Consider the following 26,022-nt stretch of genomic DNA (forward strand, 5'->3'; position numbering starts at 1 on the left):
TTGGGGTGAATGACTTGTCCATAGTCAAATTACTACTAAAAAAATCCAGCCCACAACAGGGGATTGTCTTGTATTACCTTGTCGCAATTGTCGGTGCGTTTTTGCTACTTAATCTGCCAGGTGTCCACAAACCAGGCGTAAAAGTCGCACCGATTGATACGTTGTTTGTAGCGGTATCAGGTGTCAGTGTAACAGGATTAACACCAGTCAATATTTCCGAAACATATTCAGCATTTGGATACATTGTCTTGTTGGTCATCCTCAATATTGGTGGCATTGGTGTTATGGCTATCGGTACGCTGTTATGGGTTGTATTAGGCAAGCACATTGGCATACGTGAACGTCAACTCATTATGTTAGATAACAATAGAGAGGCGATGAGTGGGACAGTCAAACTGATTTTAGATATTGTGAGAACGATTTTAGTGATTGAATTAGTAGGTGCAACACTGCTCGCATTTTATTTTTATCAAGATATTCATGATTTAAAAGAGGCGATATTACAGGGTGTCTTCGTTTCCATCTCTGCGACGACAAATGGGGGATTAGACATCACAGGCGACTCCTTAATTCCATACGCGAACGATTACTTTGTACAAACGATTGTGATGTTTCTTATCGTTTTGGGCTCAATTGGCTTTCCAGTATTATTAGAAATTAAAGCGTACATTAAAAATAGGATTCCAAACTTTCGATTTTCACTGTTTACTAAAGTGACAACGGTAACGTATTTATTGATTTTAATTGTTGGTATGCTCGGGATTTTATTAATCGAAGCGCATGGTGTGTTCGCAAATGAGTCATGGCACAAGACATTATTTTATGCGATGTTTCAATCGGTGTCGACGCGAAGTGCAGGATTACAAACTTTTGATGTGTCACAGTTTTCAGATGCGACAAACCTTCTGATGGGCGGCCTCATGTTTATTGGTTCCTCACCAAGTTCTGTAGGTGGCGGTATACGAACGACGACTTTCGCGATTATTATCCTGTTTGTCATTAACTACAAACCGAACGCTGAAAAGTCATCCATTAAAGTATTTAATCGTGAAATTCATAACCAAGATATTCAACGTTCCTTTGCGGTATTTTGTATTGCGATTGTGATGACATTTGTAGGTACATTTATCATCATGTTAAACGAAGGGCATCATATTGATTTCATTAAGATTTATTTTGAAATTATGTCCGCATTCGGAACGTGTGGTTTATCGACGGGGATAACTTCAGAGCTCGGCAGTGTTTCAAAAGTCGTCTTGATGATTTTAATGTTTATCGGACGTGTAGGCTTGATTTCCTTTATTATTATGATGAGTGGTAATCGTGAGCCAGCGAAGTATCATTTTCCGAAAGAGCGCATTCAAATTGGGTAATAATAGGAAGGGCGATGAGATATAGAAAATTTTTGATGCGATTGATGCAATGTTCTTGTTAATCTTGCCCTCCATATGAATTGTAGTTTTGATTGCCTTCATGGATTCGCTTTCCTAGGGACTGGCCCTTCAACTCAATTCGGCTTGATTGGAGCATACAAGAGATGGAAGCCGCATTGGATTTTGGGAGCAGTACAGAAATCTCATGTGTAACAAAGATTTCGTTGTACTGCCCCCGCAAGGCTGACTAGACTTCTCAAAAGCATGTGCATTGAGAAGTCAGACAGCTACTGCGTTAAACGGTAGCCACTTTTAAAGTAAAGAAGTGACTGCTAGCAGTATGCACGCCTCCTCTCAGGAGTCTCAGCCGTATAGGCAATCTTATATCAAATACAGGGAACTGAGGGCAAGTTGATGAAATCAAGAAATCAATAGCATCAATTTTTTGTAAGATAAGGTTACGAAGACACAATGCTCAATGCAACAGTCAATAAACTGAAAAGAGAAGTGTATCAACCAAGTAAAGAAAGCCATAACCTGTTTTGAGAATTGACAGGTTATGGCTTTCTTTAATGTGTTATTCAATTTATTGGTCGATGTGTTGTTTAATATGTTGCGTCACTTCAACCCAACCGCGCCATCCAATGTGGACAGCATCACTCATGTAATAAGGTTCATAGTCGTGATGTGATAAATCTACAACATGACCGTGGTGATCTTCAATCGTTTTGACGATTTTCTCATTGACCGCTGTACGTCTGTCACGCGGAAGATCAATGTGGTCGTACCACTTGCCATTAACTGGGATTAACACGTACTGCACATCCGCACCTGCTGCATTGAGTGTATCAACTAAAAGTGATAAATCATCATACTCAACAGATTTTAAGCGGAACTCGTGGTCACGGCTCACAGACTTTTTATGCTTTAATTTTTTCCAATACGCATCCTTGATTTGGTAAGGGTTAGACTGACTGTGATGCGCCCCATATTGATGTGCTTCTTTGTCTAATGCTTTCCAATTCAATGGTTGTTTTTGACTTTTATCGAACAGTCTCGGCAATTTACCTTGATGATGGAACGGTAAATAGCTCTTTAATGCTTCCATTTTTGCAAGATGATTCGCATAAAGGGGGTTTAAGAAATGCCCATCTGCTTCATGTGACTTTGCAAAATGTTTTAAAAAGTCGTTCTGTTTATTGTCTTTAAAATGCAATAAACGTTTGGCTAAGCGTGTTTTAATATCGTTAGAAATATTTGGGTTATTGAATATACTATTAATTTGTAACTGAGAAGCACGATCTTGGTAATTCTCTTCAGTTAAGCCATGTCTCGTAAACCATTGTGGTGATATGATGACCGTCATTTTTTTATTTTTTAAATGGTCATACTGTGCACCTAACGTCATCAACTGAATTAAATCCGTGGAACCCCCAGTGCCCACATAAAAGAGATTTTTCGTGTGCCCCTTTAACAAGATGGCAGGTTGAAATGGATCTTCTTTATTCAGCTCACTTGAACCATAAACTGGGTAGTAATGAGGGTCCTTAATCATAGCTTCTTGTACATACTGGCCTTTTAACATATCACTATCTGTTGACACTTGATACTTAGGAAGTTGGTTTGCGATATGTGGTGGCACAAACCATTTAGCCGGCAATATGATAAAAATACCGAATAATAGAATACTCGCCAAAAAAGCAATGATGTAAGGTTGTTTTAGCTTCATCGTAATTTTGCCAATTCGTTAATGATTTGATTTGGCGTACCCCAATCTTCTCTATTAAAGTCCATAATTGGTACTTCTATATCAAGTTCGTCTTGAAACGCTACTAATAATTGTACAGATTGCATTGAATCCATAATCCCTTCATCAAAAATATGAATATCTGGATTTGATTTCACAATATCATCGTCGGCAACTTCTGCAATTATATCTAAAACTTTTTCATTAAATTCCATAAAACTCTCTCCTTAAATTAATTGTCCTGAAAAGATTAAAAAGCCAAAAGCGACACAGTGGAAAGTGATAACGATGCTCAGTGCGTTAATCACTGGATGATCCCACTTACCGAAACGCTTTTTACGCCATTTTTCATAGTGATTATACAAAAAGAATAACAATGCGTGATATAAACCATACGCCACATAAAACCATTCAAAACCGTGCCAAAGTCCCATAATACCGAAGTTAAGTAAGAAGGCAAGGTTAGACACATGGAAATTTGATTTAATGTATTTTTTCTTAGTCATAAAGAAAATAAAACGCATGTAAATACAATCACGGAACCAGAACGATAGACTCATGTGCCATCTGTTCCAGAAATCTTTAATATTTTTTGCTCTAAATGGTTGGTTAAAGTTGATCGGTGTTTCAATACCATACAAGTAACTCAATGCAATGGCGAATAAGCTGTAACCTGCAAAGTCAAAGAACAGGTAGAAACTATAGCCATACATGTATATCACGTAATCGCCAAACGACTCGAGGTGACCTGTATAAGGTGTCACAAAATACTGTTGGACGAAATGCGCAATAATATATTTGTAAAGTAAACCTATCATAATGTAATGAATCGCTTTACCAAGGAGTTGTGAATATTTGTCCATAGCGATTTCTTTATCGTAATCTTTTACAAAACGACGATAGCGATCAATTGGACCTGAAGAGATCGTAGGGAAGAACGTAATGAATTGTACGAGCTTCTTCAAATCTACAGTTTGCTTTAATGTGCCGTCATGAATTTCCATGATTAATTGAACGCTTTTGAACATAATGTACGAAATACCGAGGAAACCGAACAGTTCCACGATTTTTGAGCTGTGCAAATGAAGTTGTCCCGAACCTAGCCACGAACTTTGTAGGAGTTTGACCATAAAGAGTGGCAGGATAGACAGAATCATCGTCGTAATGTAAAGCGGTGTGGAGCGTTTGTTTGCTCTAAGACGCTCGAACCCTTTAATAATGAGCGCTTGCCAAATAATGTATAAAACAAGGCTCAATAAATGATAACTTAAATACTTGATACCGAAAAAGTTGTGTTGATCGTCTGCAAATATGACGACAATCATAATCAATGTACTGATTAAGTTGTAAGCTTTAGATCTTTTGCCTAACAACCCCAGTATGATCACAGGTAACAACACAATGAGCGCAATCGCAAAAAAGTGAAAGCTACTGTATGGGATCATGATTGATATACCTCGTTAATTCGTTTGCGGTCGAGTTTACCATTGTTAGTCAATGGCATCTCTTCAGCAATTTCGATTTTTTTAGGAATCATATAATCAGGTAACTCAGCTTTAAGACGTTGCTTCATTTCTTTTGGTACGTCTGCTGGATCGATGTCTTCTGAATTTAACTTTACGACACCTTTCAAGTAGGCGATTTTGTCTTTTTTATAAATTGGTACAACCAATGATGTATTCACAAATGGCAATGCGTTCATTTTAGCTTCAATTTCTTCAAGTTCCATACGATAGCCGTTGTATTTGATTTGGTTATCAATGCGACCTTTAATAAACCACAAGCCATCTTCAAATACTGCTTTGTCACCTGAATAGTATGCGCGTTGTTCACCATCTTTGAAAAAGGCTTTCTCTGTTTTTTCAGGGTCTTTTAAATAACCTGCACTTACTGAATTTCCAGTAATAATGAGCTCTCCTTCTTCAGTCACATTTAATGTCGTCCCTTTTCTTGGTAAGCCCACAGGAACGTACTTATGGCTATCAAGTACTGATTGCGTCACTCGAATACTTGTAATCGCAACAGTCGCTTCTGTAGGGCCGTACGTATTGTATAAATAAGATTGTGGAAACTTGTTTAACAATGTTTGCGCTGTATGGTGACCTAACACTTCACCACAGAATAAGAACGTACGTAAATGTGGCATACCTGCTTCATTGACATTTGGTAACATTAAGCAAATTTCCATAAATGATGGGGTAGACACCCAAACATTAATTTTTTCGTTTTGGAACAGCTCATACAATTTTTTAGGTGCTGCAATCATTTCTTTGTTGACTAACAATAGTGTACCGCCTGAAATGAGACACGGATAAATCGCCATAACTGATAAATCAAATGAGAATGGCGCTTGGTTTAACCAAACATCTTTCGTGTGATATTGGTTCAATAAGTCCACCCAATTTGCGAACTCTACTAAGCTCTCGTAATAAATTTTCACACCTTTAGGAAGACCTGTTGAGCCCGATGTAAAAATCGTGTAAGCAATACCATCATTTTGCATTAAAGGCAATGATGATACAGTCTCGAATGATTGAATACCTTGAATAGTAATCTCTGTCACACCTTCATAATTAAGCGGTGTATCTGTCGTGTTAATTAAAAATTGTGGTGAAACTTTTTCTATAATATGTTGGATACGGTTTGTAGGTATAGATTGATCAATTGGAACATAACCGCATCCGGCTTTAAGAGCACCAATCATACCCACTACCATAAATGGAGACATGTGGCCATAAACTATAACAGGGTTGTCGCTTGTAAGCAGTTGTGATGCTAAGCGTGAGGAATAACTTTCTAACTCTAGATAAGTTAATGATTCACTCTGATGTTGTACGGCAACTCGGTCCGGCTGGGTTTGACTGTGCTGTGAAATCATTGTTAAAACATCTTTCATGTGTCGGCTCCTTTAATGATTAAAAATCGTTGTAGATAAAAGTATTTTGTGTATCACCATTACCGTAAATAAAATACAAAGTCAGCATGATAGCAAAATAAAGCAATGTTAATGCGACTGTTTTAAGAGGCAATTGATTTAATTTCATAATAAATTTTCACCTTCTGCATAATATGACATGAAGGTTAAACTATCTCATTTAACCCAGATAAAGTTAATGTAATTTAATACTTTATGAAAGTCAATCCATTTCTTGAAAAAAAGGATAAAAATACAAGAAAATAGGTCTAGAGTTGTATGATTCAGTAATAAAAGTACAATGTTATATTTTAATTAAATATTGTTATTGGATAGTGTTTGAAACAAAAGATTCTTAGTTATGCTTAATTTTTTTAAATTGAATTCATATCCATTAATGTCTGTGCAAAGGAGTAATAATAGTGGGTGGATGTCGAGATATGGTAGAATACGAGATGAATATTGAGATTTGGGGTGAAAGCAATGAGTGAGCATGATGAAATAAATATACAAATTATAGCGACTTCTGATATGCATAGCCATATACTCAATGAAACTGAACGTTCTAATATATATCGAGCAGGGACATATATTAATGAAGTAAGACAGCAACATCAGCATGTCGTATTAGTGGACAACGGTGGTAATTTAGCAGGCAGTGTGACAGCTTTTTATTACGCCATTATTGCACCATACAAAAGACATCCGATGATTAAGTTAATGAATGCGATGAACTATGATGCGAGTGGCATGAGCGAAAATGAATTCAAATATGGTTTAGACTTTTTTAATCGTTCTGTTGCGTTATCACGTTTCCCATGGCTATCGGCGAATGTAGAATATGCTGTCACCCATGAACCGTATTTTTCTACGCCTTATACAGTGAAAGATATTGATGGGTTAAAATTAGTCGTGATGGGGGTTTCTTCAGAAGGGCTAATGAAAAATGAAAATGTAGAAATGGAACCGGAAGTGATTGTCGAAAGTGCGACCTATGCGGCACAACGTTGGATTCGCTATATTTATGAAACGATTGAACCTGATTTTCTTATTGTGTTGTATCATGGGGGTTTGTCGAAGTTGAGTCATGATGCTAAATCGCAATTTGAAAATCGAGCGGAAGAAATTATGAGGCAGGCTGGGATAATTGATCTCATGATTACTGGGCATCAACACGAAACGATTATCGAAAATGATGGTATGACACTGTATGTTCAAGCAGGTCAAAATGCTGAAAATGTCATTCATGTTAATGCGAAATTTAAAAAACGACGTAACTCTTTTGAATTGTTAGAGATGCAGCCAAAGATTGTCACATTGACGGATTATGAGGAAGATGAACGTTTATTGAACTTAACGTATTACGATCGAAAAGCGATACGGAATTGGAAAAACGAATATATTATCGCGCATGAAGTCGATATGCAATTTGATACGTTTCATGAGTTGTTAATCCAACCCCATCCATACATTCAATTGTTACATCAAAGTTTGAACCATGAAACGGAAATCCCATTAACATGTGTACATCTGCCTTTACCGAATACGAAAGGCTTAAAAGGGCGTTTGAAAAATGAAGATGTCTATAATTCGTATCCGCATCCCGACAAACCGATTGATCTTACATTAAAAGGGAGTGAAATTAAACGTTTAATTGAAGAAAGTGTAAGTCATCTTGAATTAGAAAAAGGGCAGTGGACGTTGAAAGATACAGACCCGACACACTTTTTATTCTGGTCAGGTTTTACATATACTGTAGATATGTCGAAGCCTTTAAATGCGCGTGTTACGGATTTTGAATTGCGAGAAGATTATTGTTACCGCGTGGTGACGACGGATTATATTTATCGCCATTATCGTCATCTGTTAAGTGAAGCGGTCGTACATCAAACATTTCCAAGCACAATGCCAGAGTTGCTCGTTCGAGAAATTCAAGCAGAACAAGAGAGACAACTAGTACCGCAAAATATGCATATCGTAAGTGGACTATCATTGTAATCGAATATGAGATTAAAAAAGACCCATGTCTAGCATTTCATAAAGAAATGCGACATGGGTCTTTGTGTGCATCACATTTAAATCATAAGTTGAACTTAGTGTGATTGTTTTTTATCGTGGCGTTTTTTACGTGCAAAGAGTAATGCGCCTAAAGCAGCTAAAATACCACCGAATAATGTACCTTGATGTGATTCAGTTTCACCTGTTTCAGGTAAAGCTTTTTGTTGTTGAGATGGTTTTGCTTTATTGCCGTTTGAATGAACCGGTTGTGTGACTGGAGTTAAGCTTGGTTTTTCAGGATTTTGAACACCTGGCACACTTGGATTATTTGGCTGTTCTGGACTAGGATTTTTAGGTTGTCCTGGCTCAGAAGGCTGTTCTGGACTAGGATTTTCAGGTTGACCCGGTTCAGAAGGTTGTTCTGGACTAGGATTTTCAGGTTGACCTGGTTCAGAAGGTTGCTCTGGACTAGGATTTTCAGGTTGACCTGGTTCAGAAGGTTGCTCTGGACTAGGGTTTTCAGGTTCAGTCGGTGGCTCAGGTGTAACTTGAGTGAAACCACTGTCAATTGTTAAGTCATCGCCATCTTTAACTGTAACTTTTGTAGATGTACCGTTAGAGTCATTATCAGCTGTACCTTGACCTGTAACAGTCGGTGTGTAACCTTCAGGCGTTTCAAATTCAATCGTATAGTCGCCTTCTTTCACGTTTTCAAATAAATAGTTACCGTTAGCATCAGTTGTACGTGTATCTACGACGTTACCATCCGCATCTTTTAAAGTGACTTTAACGTCAGAGATGCCTGGTTCATTGTCATCTTGGATACCGTCTTTATTTAAGTCATCCCAAACTTTGTCGCCAACTTTGTGTGTAACAGGTTCTTTGTAGAAACCGCTATCGATTGTTAAGTCATCGTTACCTTCGACTAAAATAAGGGAAGATGTCCCATTAGAGTCAGTGCTGACTCTGCCTTGGCCTGTTTGTGTCGGTGTATAACCTTCAGGCGTTTCAAATTCAATTGTATATTCGCCTTCTTTAACTTTTTCGAATAAGTAATTCCCTTTATCATCAGTCGTACGTGTATCCACAACGTTACCATCCGCGTCTTTTAAAGTGACCTTAACGTTAGCGATACCTGGTTCATTTTGGTCTTGGATGCCATCTTTATTTAAGTCTTCCCAAACTTTGTCGCCGACGTTGTGTGTTGGTGTTTCAGTTTGGTAAAAACCTTGGTCGATAGTTAAGTTGTTCCCATCACTAATGACAGCTTGTACATTTGTAGGACCATCAGAGTCAAGGGCGTCATTACCTTGGTTGGATGGACTTGCAGCATAGCCTTCCGGTGTTTCAAAACCCACTTGATAATTACCATTTTTTAAATTATCAAAGATATATTTACCATTCGTGTTTGTATAAGTTGTATCCAAAATGTTGCCATCAAGATCTTTTAAAGTAACCTTTACATCAGCAATACCAGTTTCACCTTGATCTTGGATACCATTTTTATTCACATCATTCCAAACTTTGTCGCCTAATTGATATGATGCTTCATTTCCGTCGGCTGTACCACCAGAAGAGCTTTTCACAATATCGTTATCCCAAGTAATATAGTTATATTGACCATATCGGTTTTGAGTGGCCATAATAGCACGCAAGTTTAAATCCTCTTTAGAATCCAAATTTTCTTTGCTCGTCACTTTAACGATATAGCGTTGCCCATTTAAGTTTCCAAAGTAAATATCTGCCAAATTATTATCACGATAAACAATATTAAATTGTTTTGTGACATCTTCATATTCACTGTCATTCACACCGAAACTACTATTAAGTGGTTGACCATCAGCAACTTTTAAAATCTTGATCTGCGTTGTATCTGGTTTCACTTGCCCATTACTCTTAGTTGGATCAACTTGGAACCCTTGAACTCTTACAACTGTACCGTTTGCCGTTTTTTGTAATGGGTTGACATAAATGTATTGATCATATTCCCCAGTTTTAGGATCTTCTGAAGTGATCATTGATTTTAAGTTAGAATCACCTTCACTGTAATATTGACCGTAATTCACTTTAATTTGTGTATCTAAAGATTCGCCTGCAATGTCGTATTTTAATGGATATGTTTGAGAATCTGTTGCCACTTTACGATCCATAAATTGAGTCAAGTTAAACGAACCGGACACATTTTCTAAATTATTAACGACATTAGTGAACGTGTATGTCATAGTATGGTTGGCAACATCATATTCACCTAAAGCCACAACTTCACCTTTTTGATTTGTAATTTTTTCTCTAAAGTCAGGTGAATGGCGCGTGTCACCAAAAGTATTGACAGTGTCAGGCATTTTTACAGTAAAGTAGTCACCTTCTTTAACAGTCCCGTTTACGTTAAAGTTACTTTTTAAATAAAAGTTTCCTGAGTTGTTTGGCTCGATATAAGATTCAGTTATTTTCATATTTGATGCTGTTACTTTGTCATTTACGTTTGTCCCACCAGCTGCAACAGCAGTAGGTTGACTTGCACTGACTGCGCGAAGTTGAGTTGTACCTTTAATGTCTTTTAATTGTGCAGGTGCTTTTTTGTTTGCGACTGTTGTATTTGTTGGTGCTTTTGTCGTTTCAGTTTGATTGGATGTTGATTCAGTAGGTTGTTCGTTTAAAGTTGTTTGAGAAGCAGTTGTTTCACTATTTTTTAATTCTGTTGAAGGTCGATTGTCTTCTGATGTTTCTGGTGAAGGTACTGTCGATGTAGGATCTTGTTGAGGTGTATTTGAAACTTGTGAATCAGAAGTTGTATCTGCTTTAGGTTGTTCATTTACTTGAGATTCACTGTTAGTTGTGTTTTCTTTTTCTGCTTCTTGATTTGATAGGTTTGCTGATGAGTCACTTTGCAATGCTTCATTTTTTGCTTCTTTTGTTTGAGCAATGTCAGCGTCTTTCGATGTTGTTTCATCTTGTGCTGCACTGTCTTTAAATTCTGATGATGCATTATCTGGAGTTTGCTCAACTTGTGTTGCTTCTTTTTCATTCACTTCTTGATTTTGCGTTGGTTCGGTATCACTTTTTGATTGTTCTGTTGTAGGTGTTGAATCATCTGTAGAAAGTGCATTCGCTTTTGCTTGTGTATCATCTTGTTTTTCTGTCGACACTTCATTGGTATCGCCTTGGTCTTGTAATTGGGCTTTACTCGTTCAAGTCTAACGGTTTTAAGCGGTACAGAAGGCAAAAAACAAGTAGATGAACCCTGGTTTAATCTCTTATTGCACGAAACGAAATTTTCAGGAGAAAAGGGTTTAGTAGGGCGCAATAGCGTTATGTTTACCCTCTCTTTAGCCTACTTTAGTTCAGGCTATTCAATCGAAACGTGCGAATATAATATGTTTGAGTTTAATAATCGATTAGATCAACCCTTAGAAGAAAAAGAAGTAATCAAAATTGTTAGAAGTGCCTATTCAGAAAACTATCAAGGGGCTAATAGGGAATACATTACCATTCTTTGCAAAGCTTGGGTATCAAGTGATTTAACCAGTAAAGATTTATTTGTCCGTCAAGGGTGGTTTAAATTCAAGAAAAAAAGAAGCGAACGTCAACGTGTTCATTTGTCAGAATGGAAAGAAGATTTAATGGCTTATATTAGCGAAAAAAGCGATGTATACAAGCCTTATTTAGCGACGACCAAAAAAGAGATTAGAGAAGTGCTAGGCATTCCTGAACGGACATTAGATAAATTGCTGAAGGTACTGAAGGCGAATCAGGAAATTTTCTTTAAGATTAAACCAGGAAGAAATGGTGGCATTCAACTTGCTAGTGTTAAATCATTGTTGCTATCGATCATTAAATTAAAAAAAGAAGAACGAGAAAGCTATATAAAGGCGCTGACAGCTTCGTTTAATTTAGAACGTACATTTATTCAAGAAACTCTAAACAAATTGGCAGAACGCCCCAAAACGGACCCACAACTCGATTTGTTTAGCTACGATACAGGCTGAAAATAAAACCCGCACTATGCCATTACATTTATATCTATGATACGTGTTTGTTTTTCTTTGCTGTTTAGTGAATGATTAGCAGAAATATACAGAGTAAGATTTTAATTAATTATTAGGGGGAGAAGGAGAGAGTAGCCCGAAAACTTTTAGTTGGCTTGGACTGAACGAAGTGAGGGAAAGGCTACTAAAACGTCGAGGGGCAGTGAGAGCGAAGCGAACACTTGATCTTTTAAGTTGCTATCATTTATAGGTCAATAGAGTATACTTATTTGTCCTAATATGATTTTAGCAGTATAATTGATTTGGTGAATAGGTCATTTAAGTTGAGCATAATAGGAGGAGTAAAATGAAAAAATTTATTTATCGAGTTTTAGAAAATGACGAAGTGGTGGCTATTTTTAATGAGCAACAATATGCGCAAGATTTTATCGCTTACGAAAAGACAATTTCTGATAAGCAATTTGAAATTGAAAAAGTAGATATAGCTGATTGGTTATTGCAACCGAGAGAATTTTAGAGGTTGGTTAAACATGGCTAAAATTGGTTATGCACGTGTCAGTAGCAAAGAACAGAACTTAGATCGGCAATTACAAGCGTTACAGGGCGTTTCTAAGGTCTTTTCAGACAAATTAAGCGGTCAATCGGTCGAACGTCCACAATTACAAGCTATGCTTAACTATATTCGTGAAGGGGATATTGTTGTTGTTACTGAATTAGATCGATTAGGACGGAATAATAAAGAATTAACAGAATTGATGAATCAAATTCAATTTAAGGGGGCAACCCTTGAGGTTTTAAACTTGCCCTCTATGAATGGGATTGAAGATGAAAATTTAAGGCGTTTGATTAATAATTTAGTGATTGAATTATATAAGTATCAAGCTGAATCTGAACGTAAACGTATTAAAGAACGACAAGCCCAAGGAATTGAAATAGCTAAGTCAAAAGGAAAATTCAAGGGTCGTCAGCATAAATTTAAAGAAAATGATCCACGTTTAAAACATGCTTTTGATTTATTTTTGAACGGTTCTACCGATAAAGAAGTGGAAGAACAAACTGGAATTAATCGCCGAACGTTTAGAAGGTATCGAGCAAGATATAACGTGACAGTAGATCAAAGAAAAAACAATGAAAAGAGGGATAGTTAATGAGTACGGTTATTTTAGCTGAAAAACCAAGCCAAGCATTGGCCTACGCAAGTGCTTTAAAACAAAGCGCTAAAAAAGACGGTTATTTTGAGATCAAAGACCCACTATTTACAGATGAAACGTTTATCACGTTTGGTTTTGGGCATTTAGTCGAATTAGCAGAACCAGGTCATTATGACGAAAAGTGGCAAAATTGGAAACTTGAATCTTTGCCGATTTTTCCTAATCGATACGATTTTGAAGTTGCAAAAGATAAGGGAAAGCAGTTTAAAATTGTTGCAGAACTTCTCAAAAAGGCAAATACAATTATTGTTGCAACAGATAGCGACAGAGAAGGTGAAAATATTGCCTGGTCAATCATTCATAAAGCAAATGCCTTTTCTAAAGATAAAACGTATAAGCGTTTATGGATCAATAGCTTAGAAAAAGATGTGATTCGTAGCGGTTTTCAAAATTTGCAACCAGGAATGAATTACTATCCCTTTTATCAAGAAGCGCAAACACGCCAAATTGCCGATTGGTTGATCGGCATGAACGCAAGCCCTTTGTATACGTTAAATTTACAACAGAAGGGCGTACCAGGTACATTTTCACTAGGACGTGTTCAAACGCCCACCTTATACCTTATTTTTCAGCGCCAGGAAGCCATAGAGAATTTTAAAAAAGAACCTTTTTTCGAGGTGGAAGCTAGTATAAAAGTAAACCAAGGGTCGTTTAAGGGCGTTCTAAGCCCCACACAGCGTTTTAAAACCCAAGAGGAGCTTTTAGCTTTTGTTTCTTCTAAACAAGCTAAAATAGGCAATCAAGAGGGCAGAATCGCTGACGTGCAAACCAAAGAGAAAAAAACGAATAGTCCGAGTTTGTTTTCTTTAAGTAGTTTGCAATCAAAAGTTAATCAGCTTTATAAAGCGACAGCGAGCCAAACTTTAAAAGCTATGCAAGGACTGTATGAAGCCAAATTATTGAGTTATCCAAGAACAGATACCCCATTTATTACAGAGAACGAATTTGCTTATTTAAAAGCGAATTTTGGCAAATATAGCGGTTTTTTAGGACTTGATCTTGAACTGGTTCAAACAGAGCCTAGAAAGCGTTATGTGGACGGTAGTAAGGTACAGGAACACCACGCCATTATCCCAACAAAACAAGTACCTACCGAATCTGCATTAGCGAAAATGGACGATTTGCAACGAAAAATTTATACTTTAGTCGTTAAAACGACCGTTGCCATGTTTTTACCTGATTATTTGTATGAAGAAACTAAGATACAAACCAAAGTAGCCGACTTACTTTTTCAATCAATAGGCAAGACACCAAAGCAAGAAGGGTGGAAAATTCTTTTTAAACAGCAAAACAAAGAAGAAAAAGAGGACGTTCAAACGTTACCCTTGGTTATCATTGGAGAACATGCCGAGGTTGACGTTAAGAGTGCCGAAAAAGAAACACAACCACCGAAAGCTTTTACAGAGGGTACATTATTAACTGCTATGAAAACCGCTAATAAAACGGTTGATGATGAAGAAGCAATCAAGATTTTACAAGAAGTCGAGGGAATCGGAACAGAAGCGACAAGAGCAAGCATTATTGAAGCCTTGAAACAAAAAGAATATATCCAAGTCATTAAAAATAAACTTGTTGTGACTGAAAAAGGTAAATTATTGTGCCAGGCAGTCGAAAGTCAGCACCTCTTAACGAGTGCTGAAATGACGGCTAAATGGGAAACGTATTTAAAGAAGATTGGTAAAAGAGAAGGCAATCAAGAAAACTTTATTAATAATATCAAGAAGTTTATCGTTCATTTATTGGAAAATGTACCTACCGATATAGAGAAATTAAGTTTTGCTGATTACCAGGAACAGAAAGAAAAAGAAGCAGAAAAAAATATTGTTGGAAAATGTCCTAAGTGTGGCAACAATATTGTATTAAAAAAATCGTTTTATGGTTGTTCAAATTATCCTGAATGTAAGTTTACTTTAGCTGAACATTTTAGAAAGAAAAAACTAACCAAAACAAATGTAAAAGAATTACTAGAGGGAAAAGAAACCCTGGTAAAAGGAATCAAAACGAAAGATAAAAAGTCCTACAATGCCGTTGTAAAAATTGGAGAAAAGGGATATATTGATTTTATATCTTTCTCAAAATAAACATAAAAGCCCTTTAAATAGGGCTTTTATATATTAATCACAAATCACTTATCACAAATCACAAGTGATTTGTGATAAAATAAGAATAAGAAGAAATAGAAAGAAGTGAGAGATCGTGGGAAATTTAGGCGCACAGAAAGCAAAACGAAATGATACGCCAATCAGCGCAAAAAAAGATATAATGGGGGATAAGACGGTTCGTGTTCGTGCTGACTTGCACCATATCATAAAAATCGAAACAGCAAAGAATGGCGGAAACGTAAAAGAAGTTATGGAAATAAGACTTAGAAGCAAACTTAAGAGTGTGTTGATAGTGCAGTATCTTAAAATTTTGTATAATAGGAATTGAAGTTAAATTAGATGCTAAAAATTTGTAATTAAGAAGGAGGGATTCGTCATGTTGGTATTCCAAATGCGTTATCAAATGCGTTATGTAGATAAAACATCTACTGTTTTGAAACAGACTAAAAACAGTGATTACGCAGATAAATAAATACGTTAGATTAATTCCTACCAGTGACTAATCTTATGACTTTTTAAACAGATAACTAAAATTACAAACAAATCGTTTAACTTCTGTATTTGTTTATAGATGTAATCACTTCAGGAGTGATAACATGAACAAAAATATAAAATATTCTCAAAACTTTTTAACGAGTGAAAAAGTACTCAACCAAATAATAAAACAATTGAATTTAAAAGAAACCGATACCGTTTACGAAATTGGAACAGGTAAAGGGCATTTAACGACGAAACTGGCTAAAATAAGTAAACAGGTAACGTCTATTGAATTAGACAGTCATCTATTCAACTTATCGTCAGAAAAATTAAAACTGAATACTCGTGTCACTTTAATTCACCAAGATATTCTACAGTTTCAATTCCCTAACAAACAGAGGTATAAAATTGTTGGGAATATTCCTTACCATTTAAGCACACAAATTATTAAAAAAGTGGTTTTTGAAAGCCGTGCGTCTGACATCTATCTGATTGTTGAAGAAGGATTCTACAAGCGTACCTTGGATATTCACCGAACACTAGGGTTGCTCTTGCACACTCAAGTCTCGATTCAGCAATTGCTTAAGCTGCCAGCGGAATGCTTTCATCCTAAACCAAAAGTAAACAGTGTCTTAATAAAACTTACCCGCCATACCACAGATGTTCCAGATAAATATTGGAAGCTATATACGTACTTTGTTTCAAAATGGGTCAATCGAGAATATCGTCAACTGTTTACTAAAAATCAGTTTCATCAAGCAATGAAACACGCCAAAGTAAACAATTTAAGTACCGTTACTTATGAGCAAGTATTGTCTATTTTTAATAGTTATCTATTATTTAACGGGAGGAAATAATTCTATGAGTCGCTTTTTTAAATTTGGAAAGTTACACGTTACTAAAGGGAATGGAGATAAATTATTAGATATACTACTGACAGCTTCCAAGAAGCTAAAGAGGTCCCTAGCGCCTACGGGGAATTTGTATCGATAAGGGGTACAAATTCCCACTAAGCGCTCGGGACCCCTTGTAGGAAAATGTCCTAAGTGTGGCAACAATATTGTATTAAAAAAATCGTTTTATGGTTGTTCAAATTATCCTGAATGTAAGTTTACTTTAGCTGAACATTTTAGAAAGAAAAAACTAACCAAAACGAATGTAAAAGAATTACTGGAGGGAAAAGAAACCCTGGTAAAAGGAATCAAAAACAAAGAGAAAAAGCCCTACAATGCCGTTGTAAAAATTGGGGAAAAGGGATATATTGATTTTATCTCTTTTTCAAAATAAACATGGGGCTGACCCAAAAGTAGCTCCTATATGAAAAATAGAGGTCTTTCCATTTAGATAGTAGTGGAAAGACCTCTATTTATCTTTTGAAAGTGAATACAAAAATAAAGCACACTCTGCTATAATATAGGTGATTAATCCATTTGAGAGAGGTGCTTTATCATGTATCAAAATTATACCATAAACCAACTTTGTTTGCCTATAGATCTTGAAATTAAATTAGAAGAAAATGATTTTGCTCATGCCATTGTGCAGTTTGTTGACTCTATTCCCGATGAAGTCTTTCTTCCTTATTATCAATCTATGGGTAGACCCCAATATCATCCTCGTATGCTACTTTCCATTATTCTTTGTGCCTATATTCAAGGGGTTTATTCGGGCCGCCAAATACAAAATATGCTGATAGATAGTATTCGGATGCGCTACTTATCTCAAGAGCAATTCCCTAACTTTCGTACTATTAATCGTTTTCGCGTTCATCCGATTATGAACGATATTCTAGATCATTCATTTGTTCAATTTCGTGAGCTACTGGTTCAAAGTGGCTTAATCAGTGGCAGTGCTCTATACATTGATGGTACAAAAATTGAAGCGGATGCGAATAAATACTCTTTCGTTTGGAAAAAAAGTATTTTAAAGTATAAGGATAGCCTTGATCAAAAAGCCCTTGAAAACTACCAACAAATGGTGGAAACAAAAATCTTACCTGAGTTAATAGATGATTTAAAGGATGAACTTTCTATAGAAGAGATTGAAAGGATTCGTCAATCTTTGGAAGAAAAGGAAAATCAATTAATTGAAGCGATTGACCAAACCGAAACAGTAGAAGGGGGCTGACCCATTATTAATAAGGAGTGGACAACATGATTGATGTAAATGAGCTATTGGAAGAAGCTATTAGAGAAACTGAAAATCTAAATGATGGCGAAGTTTTTCTTGTTAAAGATTTATTCAAGGGATATGTGGGGAATAGGATACCCAGAAAGGATCGACTTCTGCTTGGAACGTTATTTTTAAACCATGTTAGCAAAATGAATGGTAATTTAAAGGCTATTGAAAAGACTTCATCTAATCAGCAGAGGTATAAAAAGACAATTGATAAGTTTTAACTATCTTTTGTGAAATTAAAAAAATTATAAATATGTTGAGTAGAAGCAAAAGATTTGGCTTGGAATTTTTACAGCAGTGAATCGATAAAAGGAGCATGCTTGATGGTAGATAATATTATTAAATCAGTAGCAGAGAAATTATCCTCTCTGTCTTATATAGAAGGTATTGTTTTAGGTGGTTCACGTGCAAGGGGCACCCATACAGAGGATTCGGATATAGATATCGGCATCTATTACAATTCAGAATCATTTGACATAAATACTATTAATCAATTCGCTACAAAGCTGGATGATGAGCATAGAAATAACCTTGTTGTACCTCCCGGAGCATGGGGTGATTGGATTAATGGCGGCGGATGGTTAGTCATAAACGGGTATCATGTGGATTTAATTTTACGTGATATTAAACGTGTGGAACAAATAATGAAAGATACAGAGCACGGAATTGTTACTGCCAATTATCAGACTGGGCATCCCCATGGTTATATTAGTGCAATGTATCGAGGAGAATTAGCGATTAGCAAAATACTATATGCTAAGAATGAAAGCTTATGCGAATTAAAAAAACAGGCAGAAACTTATCCCAATGCTTTGCAGAAAAGTTTAGTTAACTTTTTTATGTTTGAAGCAGGGTTCTCTTTAATGTTTGTAAAAGCAAATTCGGGAACAGACGATAAATATTATATTGCGGGTCATGTTTTTCGTATAGTTTCATGTTTAAATCAAGTGTTATTTGCATGTAATAATGCTTATTGTATCAACGAAAAGAAAGCTATAAAACTGCTTGAAACTTTTGAACATAAACCTGAAAAATATACCGAGAAGGTAAATCATATTTTTGAAGTACTCGGTATCTCACTTTTTGAATGCTACGACATGACCGAGAAGCTTTATAATGAAGTGAATGAAATTGTATCGGAGATAAATAACTTTTTAAACGAGGAGAGTTCAGATGAAAGAAAACAAATATGATGATAATATATTTTTTCAAAAATACAGTCAAATGAGTCGCTCGCAGAAAGGACTGGCTGGTGCGGGAGAATGGGAGACTTTGAAAAAGATGCTACCTGATTTTAAGGGTAAGCGTGTGCTTGATTTAGGATGCGGCTATGGATGGCACTGTATATATGCGATGGAAAACGGTGCTTCCTCTGTAGTAGGTGTTGATATTTCTCATAAAATGCTCGAAGTAGCAAAAGGAAAAACCCATTTTCCACAGATTGAATATGAATGCTGTGCCATAGAAGATGTGGATTTCCCAGAGGAGAGCTTTGATGTAATACTAAGTTCGCTTGCGTTTCATTATGTAGCAGACTATGAGAATTTAATAAAAAAGATATATAGGATGCTGAAGGCTGGTGGCAATTTAGTTTTTACAGTTGAACATCCTGTTTTTACTGCTCATGGAACACAAGACTGGTATTATAACGAAAAAGGAGAAATACTGCATTTCCCGGTGGACAATTATTATTATGAGGGCAAACGGACAGCTATGTTTTTGGAAGAAAAGGTTACAAAATATCATAGAACACTGACCACATATCTAAATACACTGCTTTCAAATAGTTTTATAATAAATCAGATTGTGGAGCCACAGCCGCCAGAGAACATGATGGATATTCCGGGGATGGCGGATGAAATGCGACGCCCAATGATGCTGATTGTATCGGCAAAAAAGAAGATGTAATAATATAGAAAAAATAAACGAGGAGTATGTAAATGAGATCAGAAAAAGAAATGATGGATTTAGTACTTTCTTTAGCAGAACAGGATGAACGTATTCGAATTGTGACCCTTGAGGGGTCACGCGCAAATATTAATATACCTAAAGATGAATTTCAGGATTATGATATTACATATTTTGTAAGTGATATAGAACCGTTTATATCTAATGATGACTGGCTTAATCAATTTGGGAATATAATAATGATGCAAAAGCCGGAGGATATGGAATTATTCCCACCTGAAGAAAAGGGATTTTCCTATCTTATGCTATTTGATGATTACAATAAAATTGATCTTACCTTATTGCCCTTGGAAGAGTTAGATAATTACCTAAAGGGCGATAAATTAATAAAGGTTCTAATTGATAAAGATTGTAGAATTAAAAGGGACATAGTTCCGACTGATATAGATTATCATGTAAGAAAGCCAAGCGCAAGGGAGTATGATGATTGCTGCAATGAATTTTGGAATGTAACACCTTATGTTATTAAAGGATTGTGCCGTAAGGAAATTTTATTTGCTATTGATCATTTTAATCAGATTGTTCGCCATGAGCTGCTGAGAATGATATCATGGAAGGTCGGCATCGAAACAGGCTTTAAATTAAGTGTAGGCAAGAACTATAAGTTTATTGAAAGGTATATATCCGAGGATTTGTGGGAGAAACTTTTGTCCACCTACCGGATGGATTCCTATGAAAACATATGGGAAGCATTATTTCTATGCCATCAATTGTTCAGGGCGGTATCCGGTGAGGTGGCGGAAAGGCTTCATTATGCCTATCCGGAGTATGATAGGAATATAACAAAATATACCAGGGACATGTATAAAAAATACACTGGTAAAACCGGCTGCCTGGATAGCACATATGCCGCTGATATAGAAGAGAGGCGGGAACAGTGATTACAGAAATGAAAGCAGGGCACCTGAAAGATATCGATAAACCCAGCGAACCATTTGAGGTGATAGGTAAGATTATACCGAGGTATGAAAACGAGAATTGGACCTTTACAGAATTACTCTATGAAGCGCCATATTTAAAAAGCTACCAAGACGAAGAGGATGAAGAGGATGAGGAGGCAGATTGCCTTGAATATATTGACAATACTGATAAGATAATATATCTTTACTACCAAGACGATAAATGCGTCGGAAAAGTTAAACTGCGAAAAAATTGGAACCGGTACGCTTATATAGAAGATATCGCCGTATGTAAGGATTTCAGGGGGCAAGGCATAGGCAGCGCGCTTATCAATATATCTATAGAATGGGCAAAGCATAAAAACTTGCATGGACTAATGCTTGAAACCCAGGACAATAACCTTATAGCTTGTAAATTCTATCATAATTGTGGTTTCAAAATCGGCTCCGTCGATACTATGTTATACGCCAACTTTGAAAACAACTTTGAAAAAGCTGTTTTCTGGTATTTAAGGTTTTAGAATGCAAGGAACAGTGAATTGGAGTTCGTCTTGTTATAATTAGCTTCTTGGGGTATCTTTAAATACTGTAGAAAAGAGGAAGGAAATAATAAATGGCTAAAATGAGAATATCACCGGAATTGAAAAAACTGATCGAAAAATACCGCTGCGTAAAAGATACGGAAGGAATGTCTCCTGCTAAGGTATATAAGCTGGTGGGAGAAAATGAAAACCTATATTTAAAAATGACGGACAGCCGGTATAAAGGGACCACCTATGATGTGGAACGGGAAAAGGACATGATGCTATGGCTGGAAGGAAAGCTGCCTGTTCCAAAGGTCCTGCACTTTGAACGGCATGATGGCTGGAGCAATCTGCTCATGAGTGAGGCCGATGGCGTCCTTTGCTCGGAAGAGTATGAAGATGAACAAAGCCCTGAAAAGATTATCGAGCTGTATGCGGAGTGCATCAGGCTCTTTCACTCCATCGACATATCGGATTGTCCCTATACGAATAGCTTAGACAGCCGCTTAGCCGAATTGGATTACTTACTGAATAACGATCTGGCCGATGTGGATTGCGAAAACTGGGAAGAAGACACTCCATTTAAAGATCCGCGCGAGCTGTATGATTTTTTAAAGACGGAAAAGCCCGAAGAGGAACTTGTCTTTTCCCACGGCGACCTGGGAGACAGCAACATCTTTGTGAAAGATGGCAAAGTAAGTGGCTTTATTGATCTTGGGAGAAGCGGCAGGGCGGACAAGTGGTATGACATTGCCTTCTGCGTCCGGTCGATCAGGGAGGATATCGGGGAAGAACAGTATGTCGAGCTATTTTTTGACTTACTGGGGATCAAGCCTGATTGGGAGAAAATAAAATATTATATTTTACTGGATGAATTGTTTTAGTACCTAGATTTAGATGTCTAAAAAGCTTTAACTACAAGCTTTTTAGACATCTAATCTTTTCTGAAGTACATCCGCAACTGTCCATACTCTGATGTTTTATATCTTTTCTAAAAGTTCGCTAGATAGAGTTCTATATTAGAGATGTAAAGAGTTTTGGTGAAGAGGTTTGTGAGTATGGCTTTTATAACCAGGGTGCAATGAGAAGCACTAACAGCAGCTAGCTTAAGAACGCATAGGATATACTTTTTATGGAAGTCACAGAGGAGGAATAAAATTTGAACAGGATTAACAGAGTAACCTCTATTCTTATTCAGCTGCAATCAAAAAAAATAATTCCTGCCAAAGAAATTGCACAGCGATTTAATATAAGCTTAAGGACAGTTTACAGAGATATCCGGACACTTGAAGAAGCCGGAATACCAATTGGATCTGAGGCCGGAAAAGGATATTTTCTTGTAGAGGGCTTCCTACTTCCGCCGGTAATGTTTACAGCGGCGGAAGTGGGTGCATTGATTACAGCAGGGAAATTTTTAAATTGCCATGGAGATGAATCATTTATAAAGGATTTTGATTCAGCTATGTATAAAATCAAATCTATTTTGAAGCATGGTGAAAAAAACTATGCACAGGAGTTGGAGAACAGTATTAACGTGTACAGCACATCTGGACAGAAAAATACATTGGCGGATAACGTTATTGCAGCAATTCAGACTGCAATCTGCAATAAAAGGGTAATATCAATTCAATATCCTGCATCAGGAGGGCAAGAACCGGAAAGCAGAATGATAGAGCCTATATCACTGGGGTTTTATGAACAGAACTGGTACTTAATCGGTTTTGCAGGCTAAGAAATGAATATAGGAATTTTCGTGTGGATCGGATTAAAAGCATTTGCATAGAAGAAGAGCTCTGTCAAAGCCATGATGGCTCTTTGGAACAAATATTAAAACAAATGCTTTCATATAAAAAACTATATAATGTAATTCTTAGAGCTGAAAAAGGGGAGACATACAATTCTATCAAGAACAGGTATTCTCTCGGCTTCCTTGAAGAAACCGATTTGGGAAGTAAAATGGAAATCGAATTCCAGACAGATTCCTTTGAGATATTGAGCAAGCAGCTGATTGAATATGGATCAGGCATTGAAATAGTCCAACCTGATGAATTAAAATGCATAACCCGTAAACACCTGGCACAAATTACGAATCACTGCCTAAACTTGATTTAGAGAAAGCGATTGGTCTGTTATGTATTTTTTGTAAGGTTTCATATCCCCTGCTGACATACAGCTGTCAGTGTATTATGATATTCTACTATCAAAAAGGAGGATTGAAAAATATGAAACCAAAGATAATTATGCACACACAAATTAGCCTTGATGGCCGCATTAAAGGCTTTGATAATCCGGAAGTTTACTACCAGGTTGCCGGGGGAATTCATTCGGATGCGGTGCTGTTTGGGTCCAATACTGTTTTTACTGCATTTGAAAAATATCCTGCTGAAACAGAGGCTGATTTTGAGAAAATCATAACAAGCCCGGAGGACCCCAGACCAATAGGAGTCATACCTGACAGCAGAGGTATCTTGAGAAGTCTTCATTGCTTAAGAAATCTTGGATATCTGAAGGAAATTGTCATTCTGGTATCAACTGCCACTCCGAAGGAATATTTGAATTATTTGGAGGAAAGGCATTACCCATATATTGTGTCAGGAAATGATCATGTGGACTATGAAAAAGCCTTTCAGATCCTGCATGAGCAATATGGGTGTAAATACATGCGGACAGACAGTGGCGGTGGATTAACCAACAAATTATTAGAAAACGGACTTATTGATGAAATCAGTCTTGTGATATCACCATGTTTTGTAGGTAATAAAGAAAAACAACTATTTGATAACCTTCTGTTATCTGAAAAAGTTAATTTGGAATTGCAGGGAACAGAGAATGCAGAACATGGCTGTCTGTCATTGCGCTATGCTGTGAAAAATAAGGATTAGTGCAGCATACTTTAAAAAGTGTCTGTTGGGACAGTGTCCTAAAGGAAGCATAAGCTCATGGCTAGCGGCGGTGTTAAAGTAACGGCACTCGGCCCCAATATATAGTTGATATGCCCCTAAGCCTTTGAGGGCAAGGCGGTCAACCGCGCCTTTTCCGGTCCGCATACAGTCGTTCAATGAGGGTATCAAGCTCGGCAATGCGGCGGTGCTTCTCGGTGGTTCGTTTCTTCGCCGCCGTTTTCGGCTAATTCTAATTGATCCGAACTGTAAGGATAAGCAATTATCCGGGGCTAGTTAAGTATCTTAGAGAGGAAGATAAAGATAAGTAAACCAATTTTAAAGTTGTACCGAATAAAGCCTTCAAGAGGACAACATGCTTTTGAAGGCTTTATTGCTTACAATTACTTGGATTGTAACGCAAAAGCAGGCACCAAATCAATGAAAAATAGCCTATCCAGGCGACTGTTTCAGAAATATGGGCTTCCGCCAAGGGGATACCAGTGGGGTGCGACATCTTTTTTGCCCACTCAAGGCATGTGGAGTGTGTGGCGTTGTTGCGTAGAAAGTAAGGCTGGAGTCCTTATATCTGGCTGAGCTTAATCTCTGGTAATTTTGAGGGGGCTGACCCATTAGTCCCTTTTGAACCAAAAAATCGAAGGCACCCGTGAAAGATGTCTTCGATTTTTGTTTTTTTTGGATGAAATATAGAGGATTTTCCCCCTATATTTGGTTTTGTATGATTGTTTTTCCCTCATATTTCCTTACTCTAGTTACTAATTTCCTAAAATTGTGCGCAAGAAATACAAGTCCCATTTCCTTAAAAATTTTTTCAGCTCCTCGGACATGGAATCTTTTAAATTTCATATTTTGTTTAATGTTTCCAAAAACTGTTTCGACATCTATCTTTCGCTGCGCATAGTATGAGGCTGTTTCTTTGCTTTCTATCTTTTCATTCGCTTTTATTTTTATATATTCCCAGGTTGGATTAATATTCAAACGTCGATTTTTTCCTTCTTTTGCTTTGGTACATTTCTCTCTCAATGGACATCCTGTACAATCTTCACATTCATAGATTTTGAAGTTTCGAATAAATCCATTTCTATCTTTACGTTGTGAATAATGTGAGAACACTACTCTTTTCTGATTGGGACAAATATAGTAATCATCCAACTCGTTGTAAGTCCAATTATCTCGATGAAACTGATTTTGTTTATGGGCGCGTTTCTTCTCTTTTAAGTAACCTTGATGCGGAATGATGGGGGTGGATTCTGTTTCGTCTAACACATAACAATAATTTTCTTCACTTGCATAACCGGCATCTGCGACAATATTTTCTGGTAAACCTATTTTTGATTCAATCTTTTCAAGAAATGGGATAAATGTTCGTGTATCTGTTGGATTTGGATAACAATCATAAGCAAGAGCAAATTGATTTTCTGTCGCAAGTTGAATATTATAACCTGGTTTTAGTTGGCCATTAAGCATGTGATCTTCTTTCATTCGCATAAAAGTAGCGTCATGATCCGTCTTTGAGAAACTATTGCGTACACCCATAATCACTAATTGTTCTTCGTAGCTCATTTTTCTTTGGGCAAAATCATCGAATCGCTTCTTCTGCTTATGAACTTCAGATTTTTCTTTACGAAGTAATTTTCGTTCTTCTACTGTTTCGGTTTGGTCAATCGCTTCAATTAATTGATTTTCCTTTTCTTCCAAAGATTGACGAATCCTTTCAATCTCTTCTATAGAAAGTTCATCCTTTAAAT

The 26,022-nt window shown here is 36.7% G+C and carries 26 protein-coding genes and 1 pseudogene; 20 read left to right on the plus strand and 7 right to left on the minus strand.

Annotated features, from left to right (window positions below; translation table 11 throughout):
* Positions 1-14 precede the first annotated feature (14 nt).
* Positions 15-1,373 (plus strand): TrkH family potassium uptake protein, encoded by a 1,359-nt coding sequence (locus tag BJK46_RS07785; protein WP_037543467.1) that lies wholly within the window; start codon positions 15-17, stop codon positions 1,371-1,373.
* Positions 1,374-1,959: 586 nt separating this feature from the next.
* Here the strand turns inward: BJK46_RS07785 and dltD are convergent.
* Genes dltD through BJK46_RS07810 form a run of 5 tightly spaced genes read right to left on the minus strand, consistent with a single transcriptional unit; the run spans position 1,960 to position 6,164 of the window.
* Positions 1,960-3,102 carry a D-alanyl-lipoteichoic acid biosynthesis protein DltD gene (dltD, locus tag BJK46_RS07790; RefSeq protein ID WP_103263541.1) on the minus strand — a complete coding sequence of 381 codons (1,143 nt, stop codon included), beginning with the start codon at positions 3,100-3,102 and terminating at the stop codon, positions 1,960-1,962.
* Positions 3,099-3,335: a D-alanine--poly(phosphoribitol) ligase subunit DltC gene (gene dltC, locus BJK46_RS07795; RefSeq protein WP_014614338.1), complete on the minus strand. Its 237-nt coding sequence runs from the start codon at positions 3,333-3,335 to the stop codon at positions 3,099-3,101. The genes dltD and dltC overlap by 4 nt, the downstream gene beginning before the upstream one ends.
* A 12-nt stretch (positions 3,336-3,347) precedes the next feature.
* The gene (gene dltB / locus BJK46_RS07800) at positions 3,348-4,565 is read right to left on the minus strand and encodes a D-alanyl-lipoteichoic acid biosynthesis protein DltB (protein ID WP_037543462.1); all 1,218 of its coding nucleotides are present in this window, start codon (positions 4,563-4,565) and stop codon (positions 3,348-3,350) included.
* Positions 4,562-6,016, minus strand: a complete 1,455-nt coding sequence (gene dltA / locus BJK46_RS07805) for a D-alanine--poly(phosphoribitol) ligase subunit DltA (protein WP_014614336.1) — start codon at positions 6,014-6,016, stop codon at positions 4,562-4,564. Before dltA ends, dltB begins: the two co-directional genes overlap by 4 nt.
* 19 nt (positions 6,017-6,035) lie before the next feature.
* A complete protein-coding gene (locus BJK46_RS07810) occupies positions 6,036-6,164 on the minus strand; it encodes a teichoic acid D-Ala incorporation-associated protein DltX (RefSeq protein ID WP_014614335.1) in 129 nt (42 codons plus the stop codon).
* Positions 6,165-6,517: 353 nt separating this feature from the next.
* On the opposite strand from BJK46_RS07810, the gene BJK46_RS07815 reads away from it, so the two are divergent.
* Entirely contained in the window at positions 6,518-8,032 is a 1,515-nt protein-coding gene (locus BJK46_RS07815; RefSeq protein ID WP_014614334.1) for a bifunctional metallophosphatase/5'-nucleotidase, read from the plus strand.
* 95 nt (positions 8,033-8,127) lie between these two features.
* On the opposite strand, the gene BJK46_RS07820 is transcribed toward BJK46_RS07815, so the two are convergent.
* Positions 8,128-11,178, minus strand: a complete 3,051-nt coding sequence (locus BJK46_RS07820; protein WP_240621155.1) for an SdrD B-like domain-containing protein — start codon at positions 11,176-11,178, stop codon at positions 8,128-8,130.
* Between the two features lie 27 nt (positions 11,179-11,205).
* On the opposite strand from BJK46_RS07820, the gene BJK46_RS07825 reads away from it, so the two are divergent.
* From BJK46_RS07825 to BJK46_RS07920, 18 genes and pseudogenes are all read left to right on the plus strand, one after another.
* Positions 11,206-12,018: a primase C-terminal domain-containing protein gene (locus tag BJK46_RS07825; RefSeq protein ID WP_014614332.1), complete on the plus strand. Its 813-nt coding sequence runs from the start codon at positions 11,206-11,208 to the stop codon at positions 12,016-12,018.
* A gap of 346 nt (positions 12,019-12,364) precedes the next feature.
* Complete coding sequence (locus BJK46_RS12185; RefSeq protein ID WP_000713595.1) at positions 12,365-12,535, plus strand: hypothetical protein; 171 nt, start codon at positions 12,365-12,367, stop codon at positions 12,533-12,535.
* A gap of 13 nt (positions 12,536-12,548) precedes the next feature.
* The gene (locus BJK46_RS07830) at positions 12,549-13,166 is read left to right on the plus strand and encodes a recombinase family protein (RefSeq protein ID WP_001062590.1); all 618 of its coding nucleotides are present in this window, start codon (positions 12,549-12,551) and stop codon (positions 13,164-13,166) included.
* Positions 13,166-15,310: a type IA DNA topoisomerase gene (locus tag BJK46_RS07835; protein WP_000108742.1), complete on the plus strand. Its 2,145-nt coding sequence runs from the start codon at positions 13,166-13,168 to the stop codon at positions 15,308-15,310. Before BJK46_RS07830 ends, BJK46_RS07835 begins: the two co-directional genes overlap by 1 nt.
* A gap of 115 nt (positions 15,311-15,425) precedes the next feature.
* Positions 15,426-15,659 (plus strand): peptide-binding protein, encoded by a 234-nt coding sequence (locus BJK46_RS07840; RefSeq protein ID WP_020220349.1) that lies wholly within the window; start codon positions 15,426-15,428, stop codon positions 15,657-15,659.
* Between the two features lie 48 nt (positions 15,660-15,707).
* A complete protein-coding gene (locus tag BJK46_RS07845; protein WP_001809736.1) occupies positions 15,708-15,803 on the plus strand; it encodes a 23S rRNA methyltransferase attenuation leader peptide in 96 nt (31 codons plus the stop codon).
* Between the two features lie 124 nt (positions 15,804-15,927).
* The gene (gene erm(B), locus BJK46_RS07850) at positions 15,928-16,665 is read left to right on the plus strand and encodes a 23S rRNA (adenine(2058)-N(6))-methyltransferase Erm(B) (protein ID WP_001038796.1); all 738 of its coding nucleotides are present in this window, start codon (positions 15,928-15,930) and stop codon (positions 16,663-16,665) included.
* 145 nt (positions 16,666-16,810) lie between these two features.
* Positions 16,811-17,095: a topoisomerase C-terminal repeat-containing protein gene (locus BJK46_RS07860; RefSeq protein ID WP_002326770.1), complete on the plus strand. Its 285-nt coding sequence runs from the start codon at positions 16,811-16,813 to the stop codon at positions 17,093-17,095.
* Positions 17,096-17,257: 162 nt separating this feature from the next.
* Positions 17,258-17,923, plus strand: a pseudogene (locus BJK46_RS07865) (IS1182-like element IS1182 family transposase); the annotation flags it as partial.
* 35 nt (positions 17,924-17,958) lie between these two features.
* Positions 17,959-18,204: a single-stranded DNA-binding protein gene (locus tag BJK46_RS07870; protein ID WP_000567888.1), complete on the plus strand. Its 246-nt coding sequence runs from the start codon at positions 17,959-17,961 to the stop codon at positions 18,202-18,204.
* A 102-nt stretch (positions 18,205-18,306) separates the two neighbouring features.
* Complete coding sequence (locus BJK46_RS07875) at positions 18,307-19,176, plus strand: nucleotidyltransferase domain-containing protein (RefSeq protein ID WP_000228166.1); 870 nt, start codon at positions 18,307-18,309, stop codon at positions 19,174-19,176.
* The gene (locus tag BJK46_RS07880) at positions 19,157-19,891 is read left to right on the plus strand and encodes a class I SAM-dependent methyltransferase (RefSeq protein WP_000662263.1); all 735 of its coding nucleotides are present in this window, start codon (positions 19,157-19,159) and stop codon (positions 19,889-19,891) included. The genes BJK46_RS07875 and BJK46_RS07880 overlap by 20 nt, the downstream gene beginning before the upstream one ends.
* 32 nt (positions 19,892-19,923) lie before the next feature.
* Positions 19,924-20,832: an aminoglycoside nucleotidyltransferase ANT(6)-Ia gene (locus BJK46_RS07885; protein ID WP_001255866.1), complete on the plus strand. Its 909-nt coding sequence runs from the start codon at positions 19,924-19,926 to the stop codon at positions 20,830-20,832.
* The gene (gene sat4, locus BJK46_RS07890; protein WP_000627290.1) at positions 20,829-21,371 is read left to right on the plus strand and encodes a streptothricin N-acetyltransferase Sat4; all 543 of its coding nucleotides are present in this window, start codon (positions 20,829-20,831) and stop codon (positions 21,369-21,371) included. Before BJK46_RS07885 ends, sat4 begins: the two co-directional genes overlap by 4 nt.
* A gap of 92 nt (positions 21,372-21,463) precedes the next feature.
* Positions 21,464-22,258 (plus strand): aminoglycoside O-phosphotransferase APH(3')-IIIa, encoded by a 795-nt coding sequence (gene aph(3')-IIIa, locus BJK46_RS07895; protein WP_001096887.1) that lies wholly within the window; start codon positions 21,464-21,466, stop codon positions 22,256-22,258.
* A gap of 275 nt (positions 22,259-22,533) precedes the next feature.
* Positions 22,534-23,106 carry a helix-turn-helix transcriptional regulator gene (locus BJK46_RS12710; protein WP_001079938.1) on the plus strand — a complete coding sequence of 191 codons (573 nt, stop codon included), beginning with the start codon at positions 22,534-22,536 and terminating at the stop codon, positions 23,104-23,106.
* 83 nt (positions 23,107-23,189) lie between these two features.
* Complete coding sequence (locus BJK46_RS12715; RefSeq protein ID WP_274505816.1) at positions 23,190-23,486, plus strand: WYL domain-containing protein; 297 nt, start codon at positions 23,190-23,192, stop codon at positions 23,484-23,486.
* 110 nt (positions 23,487-23,596) lie between these two features.
* Positions 23,597-24,256, plus strand: coding sequence for a dihydrofolate reductase family protein (locus BJK46_RS07920; RefSeq protein ID WP_000802831.1), 660 nt, complete (start codon positions 23,597-23,599; stop codon positions 24,254-24,256).
* 720 nt (positions 24,257-24,976) lie between these two features.
* Here BJK46_RS07920 and BJK46_RS07935 read toward each other — a convergent pair.
* Positions 24,977-26,022 (minus strand): IS1182-like element IS1182 family transposase (locus tag BJK46_RS07935; protein ID WP_112424787.1); only part of this gene is annotated, 1,046 nt, incomplete at its 5' end.

The organism is Staphylococcus pseudintermedius (assembly GCF_001792775.2).
In the GTDB taxonomy this organism is placed as follows: Bacteria; Bacillota; Bacilli; order Staphylococcales; family Staphylococcaceae; genus Staphylococcus; species Staphylococcus pseudintermedius.

Coding starts and splice junctions, on each gene's coding strand:
- dltD (WP_103263541.1), bottom strand. CDS start 3,102: ATGAAGCTAAAACAACCTTACATCATTGCTTTTTTGGCGAGTATTCTA.
- dltC (WP_014614338.1), bottom strand. CDS start 3,335: ATGGAATTTAATGAAAAAGTTTTAGATATAATTGCAGAAGTTGCCGAC.
- dltB (WP_037543462.1), bottom strand. CDS start 4,565: ATGATCCCATACAGTAGCTTTCACTTTTTTGCGATTGCGCTCATTGTG.
- dltA (WP_014614336.1), bottom strand. CDS start 6,016: ATGAAAGATGTTTTAACAATGATTTCACAGCACAGTCAAACCCAGCCG.
- BJK46_RS07810 (WP_014614335.1), bottom strand. CDS start 6,164: ATGAAATTAAATCAATTGCCTCTTAAAACAGTCGCATTAACATTGCTT.
- BJK46_RS07815 (WP_014614334.1), top strand. CDS start 6,518: ATGAGTGAGCATGATGAAATAAATATACAAATTATAGCGACTTCTGAT.
- BJK46_RS12185 (WP_000713595.1), top strand. CDS start 12,365: ATGAAAAAATTTATTTATCGAGTTTTAGAAAATGACGAAGTGGTGGCT.
- BJK46_RS07830 (WP_001062590.1), top strand. CDS start 12,549: ATGGCTAAAATTGGTTATGCACGTGTCAGTAGCAAAGAACAGAACTTA.
- BJK46_RS07835 (WP_000108742.1), top strand. CDS start 13,166: ATGAGTACGGTTATTTTAGCTGAAAAACCAAGCCAAGCATTGGCCTAC.
- BJK46_RS07845 (WP_001809736.1), top strand. CDS start 15,708: ATGTTGGTATTCCAAATGCGTTATCAAATGCGTTATGTAGATAAAACA.
- BJK46_RS07870 (WP_000567888.1), top strand. CDS start 17,959: ATGATTGATGTAAATGAGCTATTGGAAGAAGCTATTAGAGAAACTGAA.
- BJK46_RS07875 (WP_000228166.1), top strand. CDS start 18,307: ATGGTAGATAATATTATTAAATCAGTAGCAGAGAAATTATCCTCTCTG.
- BJK46_RS07880 (WP_000662263.1), top strand. CDS start 19,157: ATGAAAGAAAACAAATATGATGATAATATATTTTTTCAAAAATACAGT.
- BJK46_RS07885 (WP_001255866.1), top strand. CDS start 19,924: ATGAGATCAGAAAAAGAAATGATGGATTTAGTACTTTCTTTAGCAGAA.
- BJK46_RS07920 (WP_000802831.1), top strand. CDS start 23,597: ATGAAACCAAAGATAATTATGCACACACAAATTAGCCTTGATGGCCGC.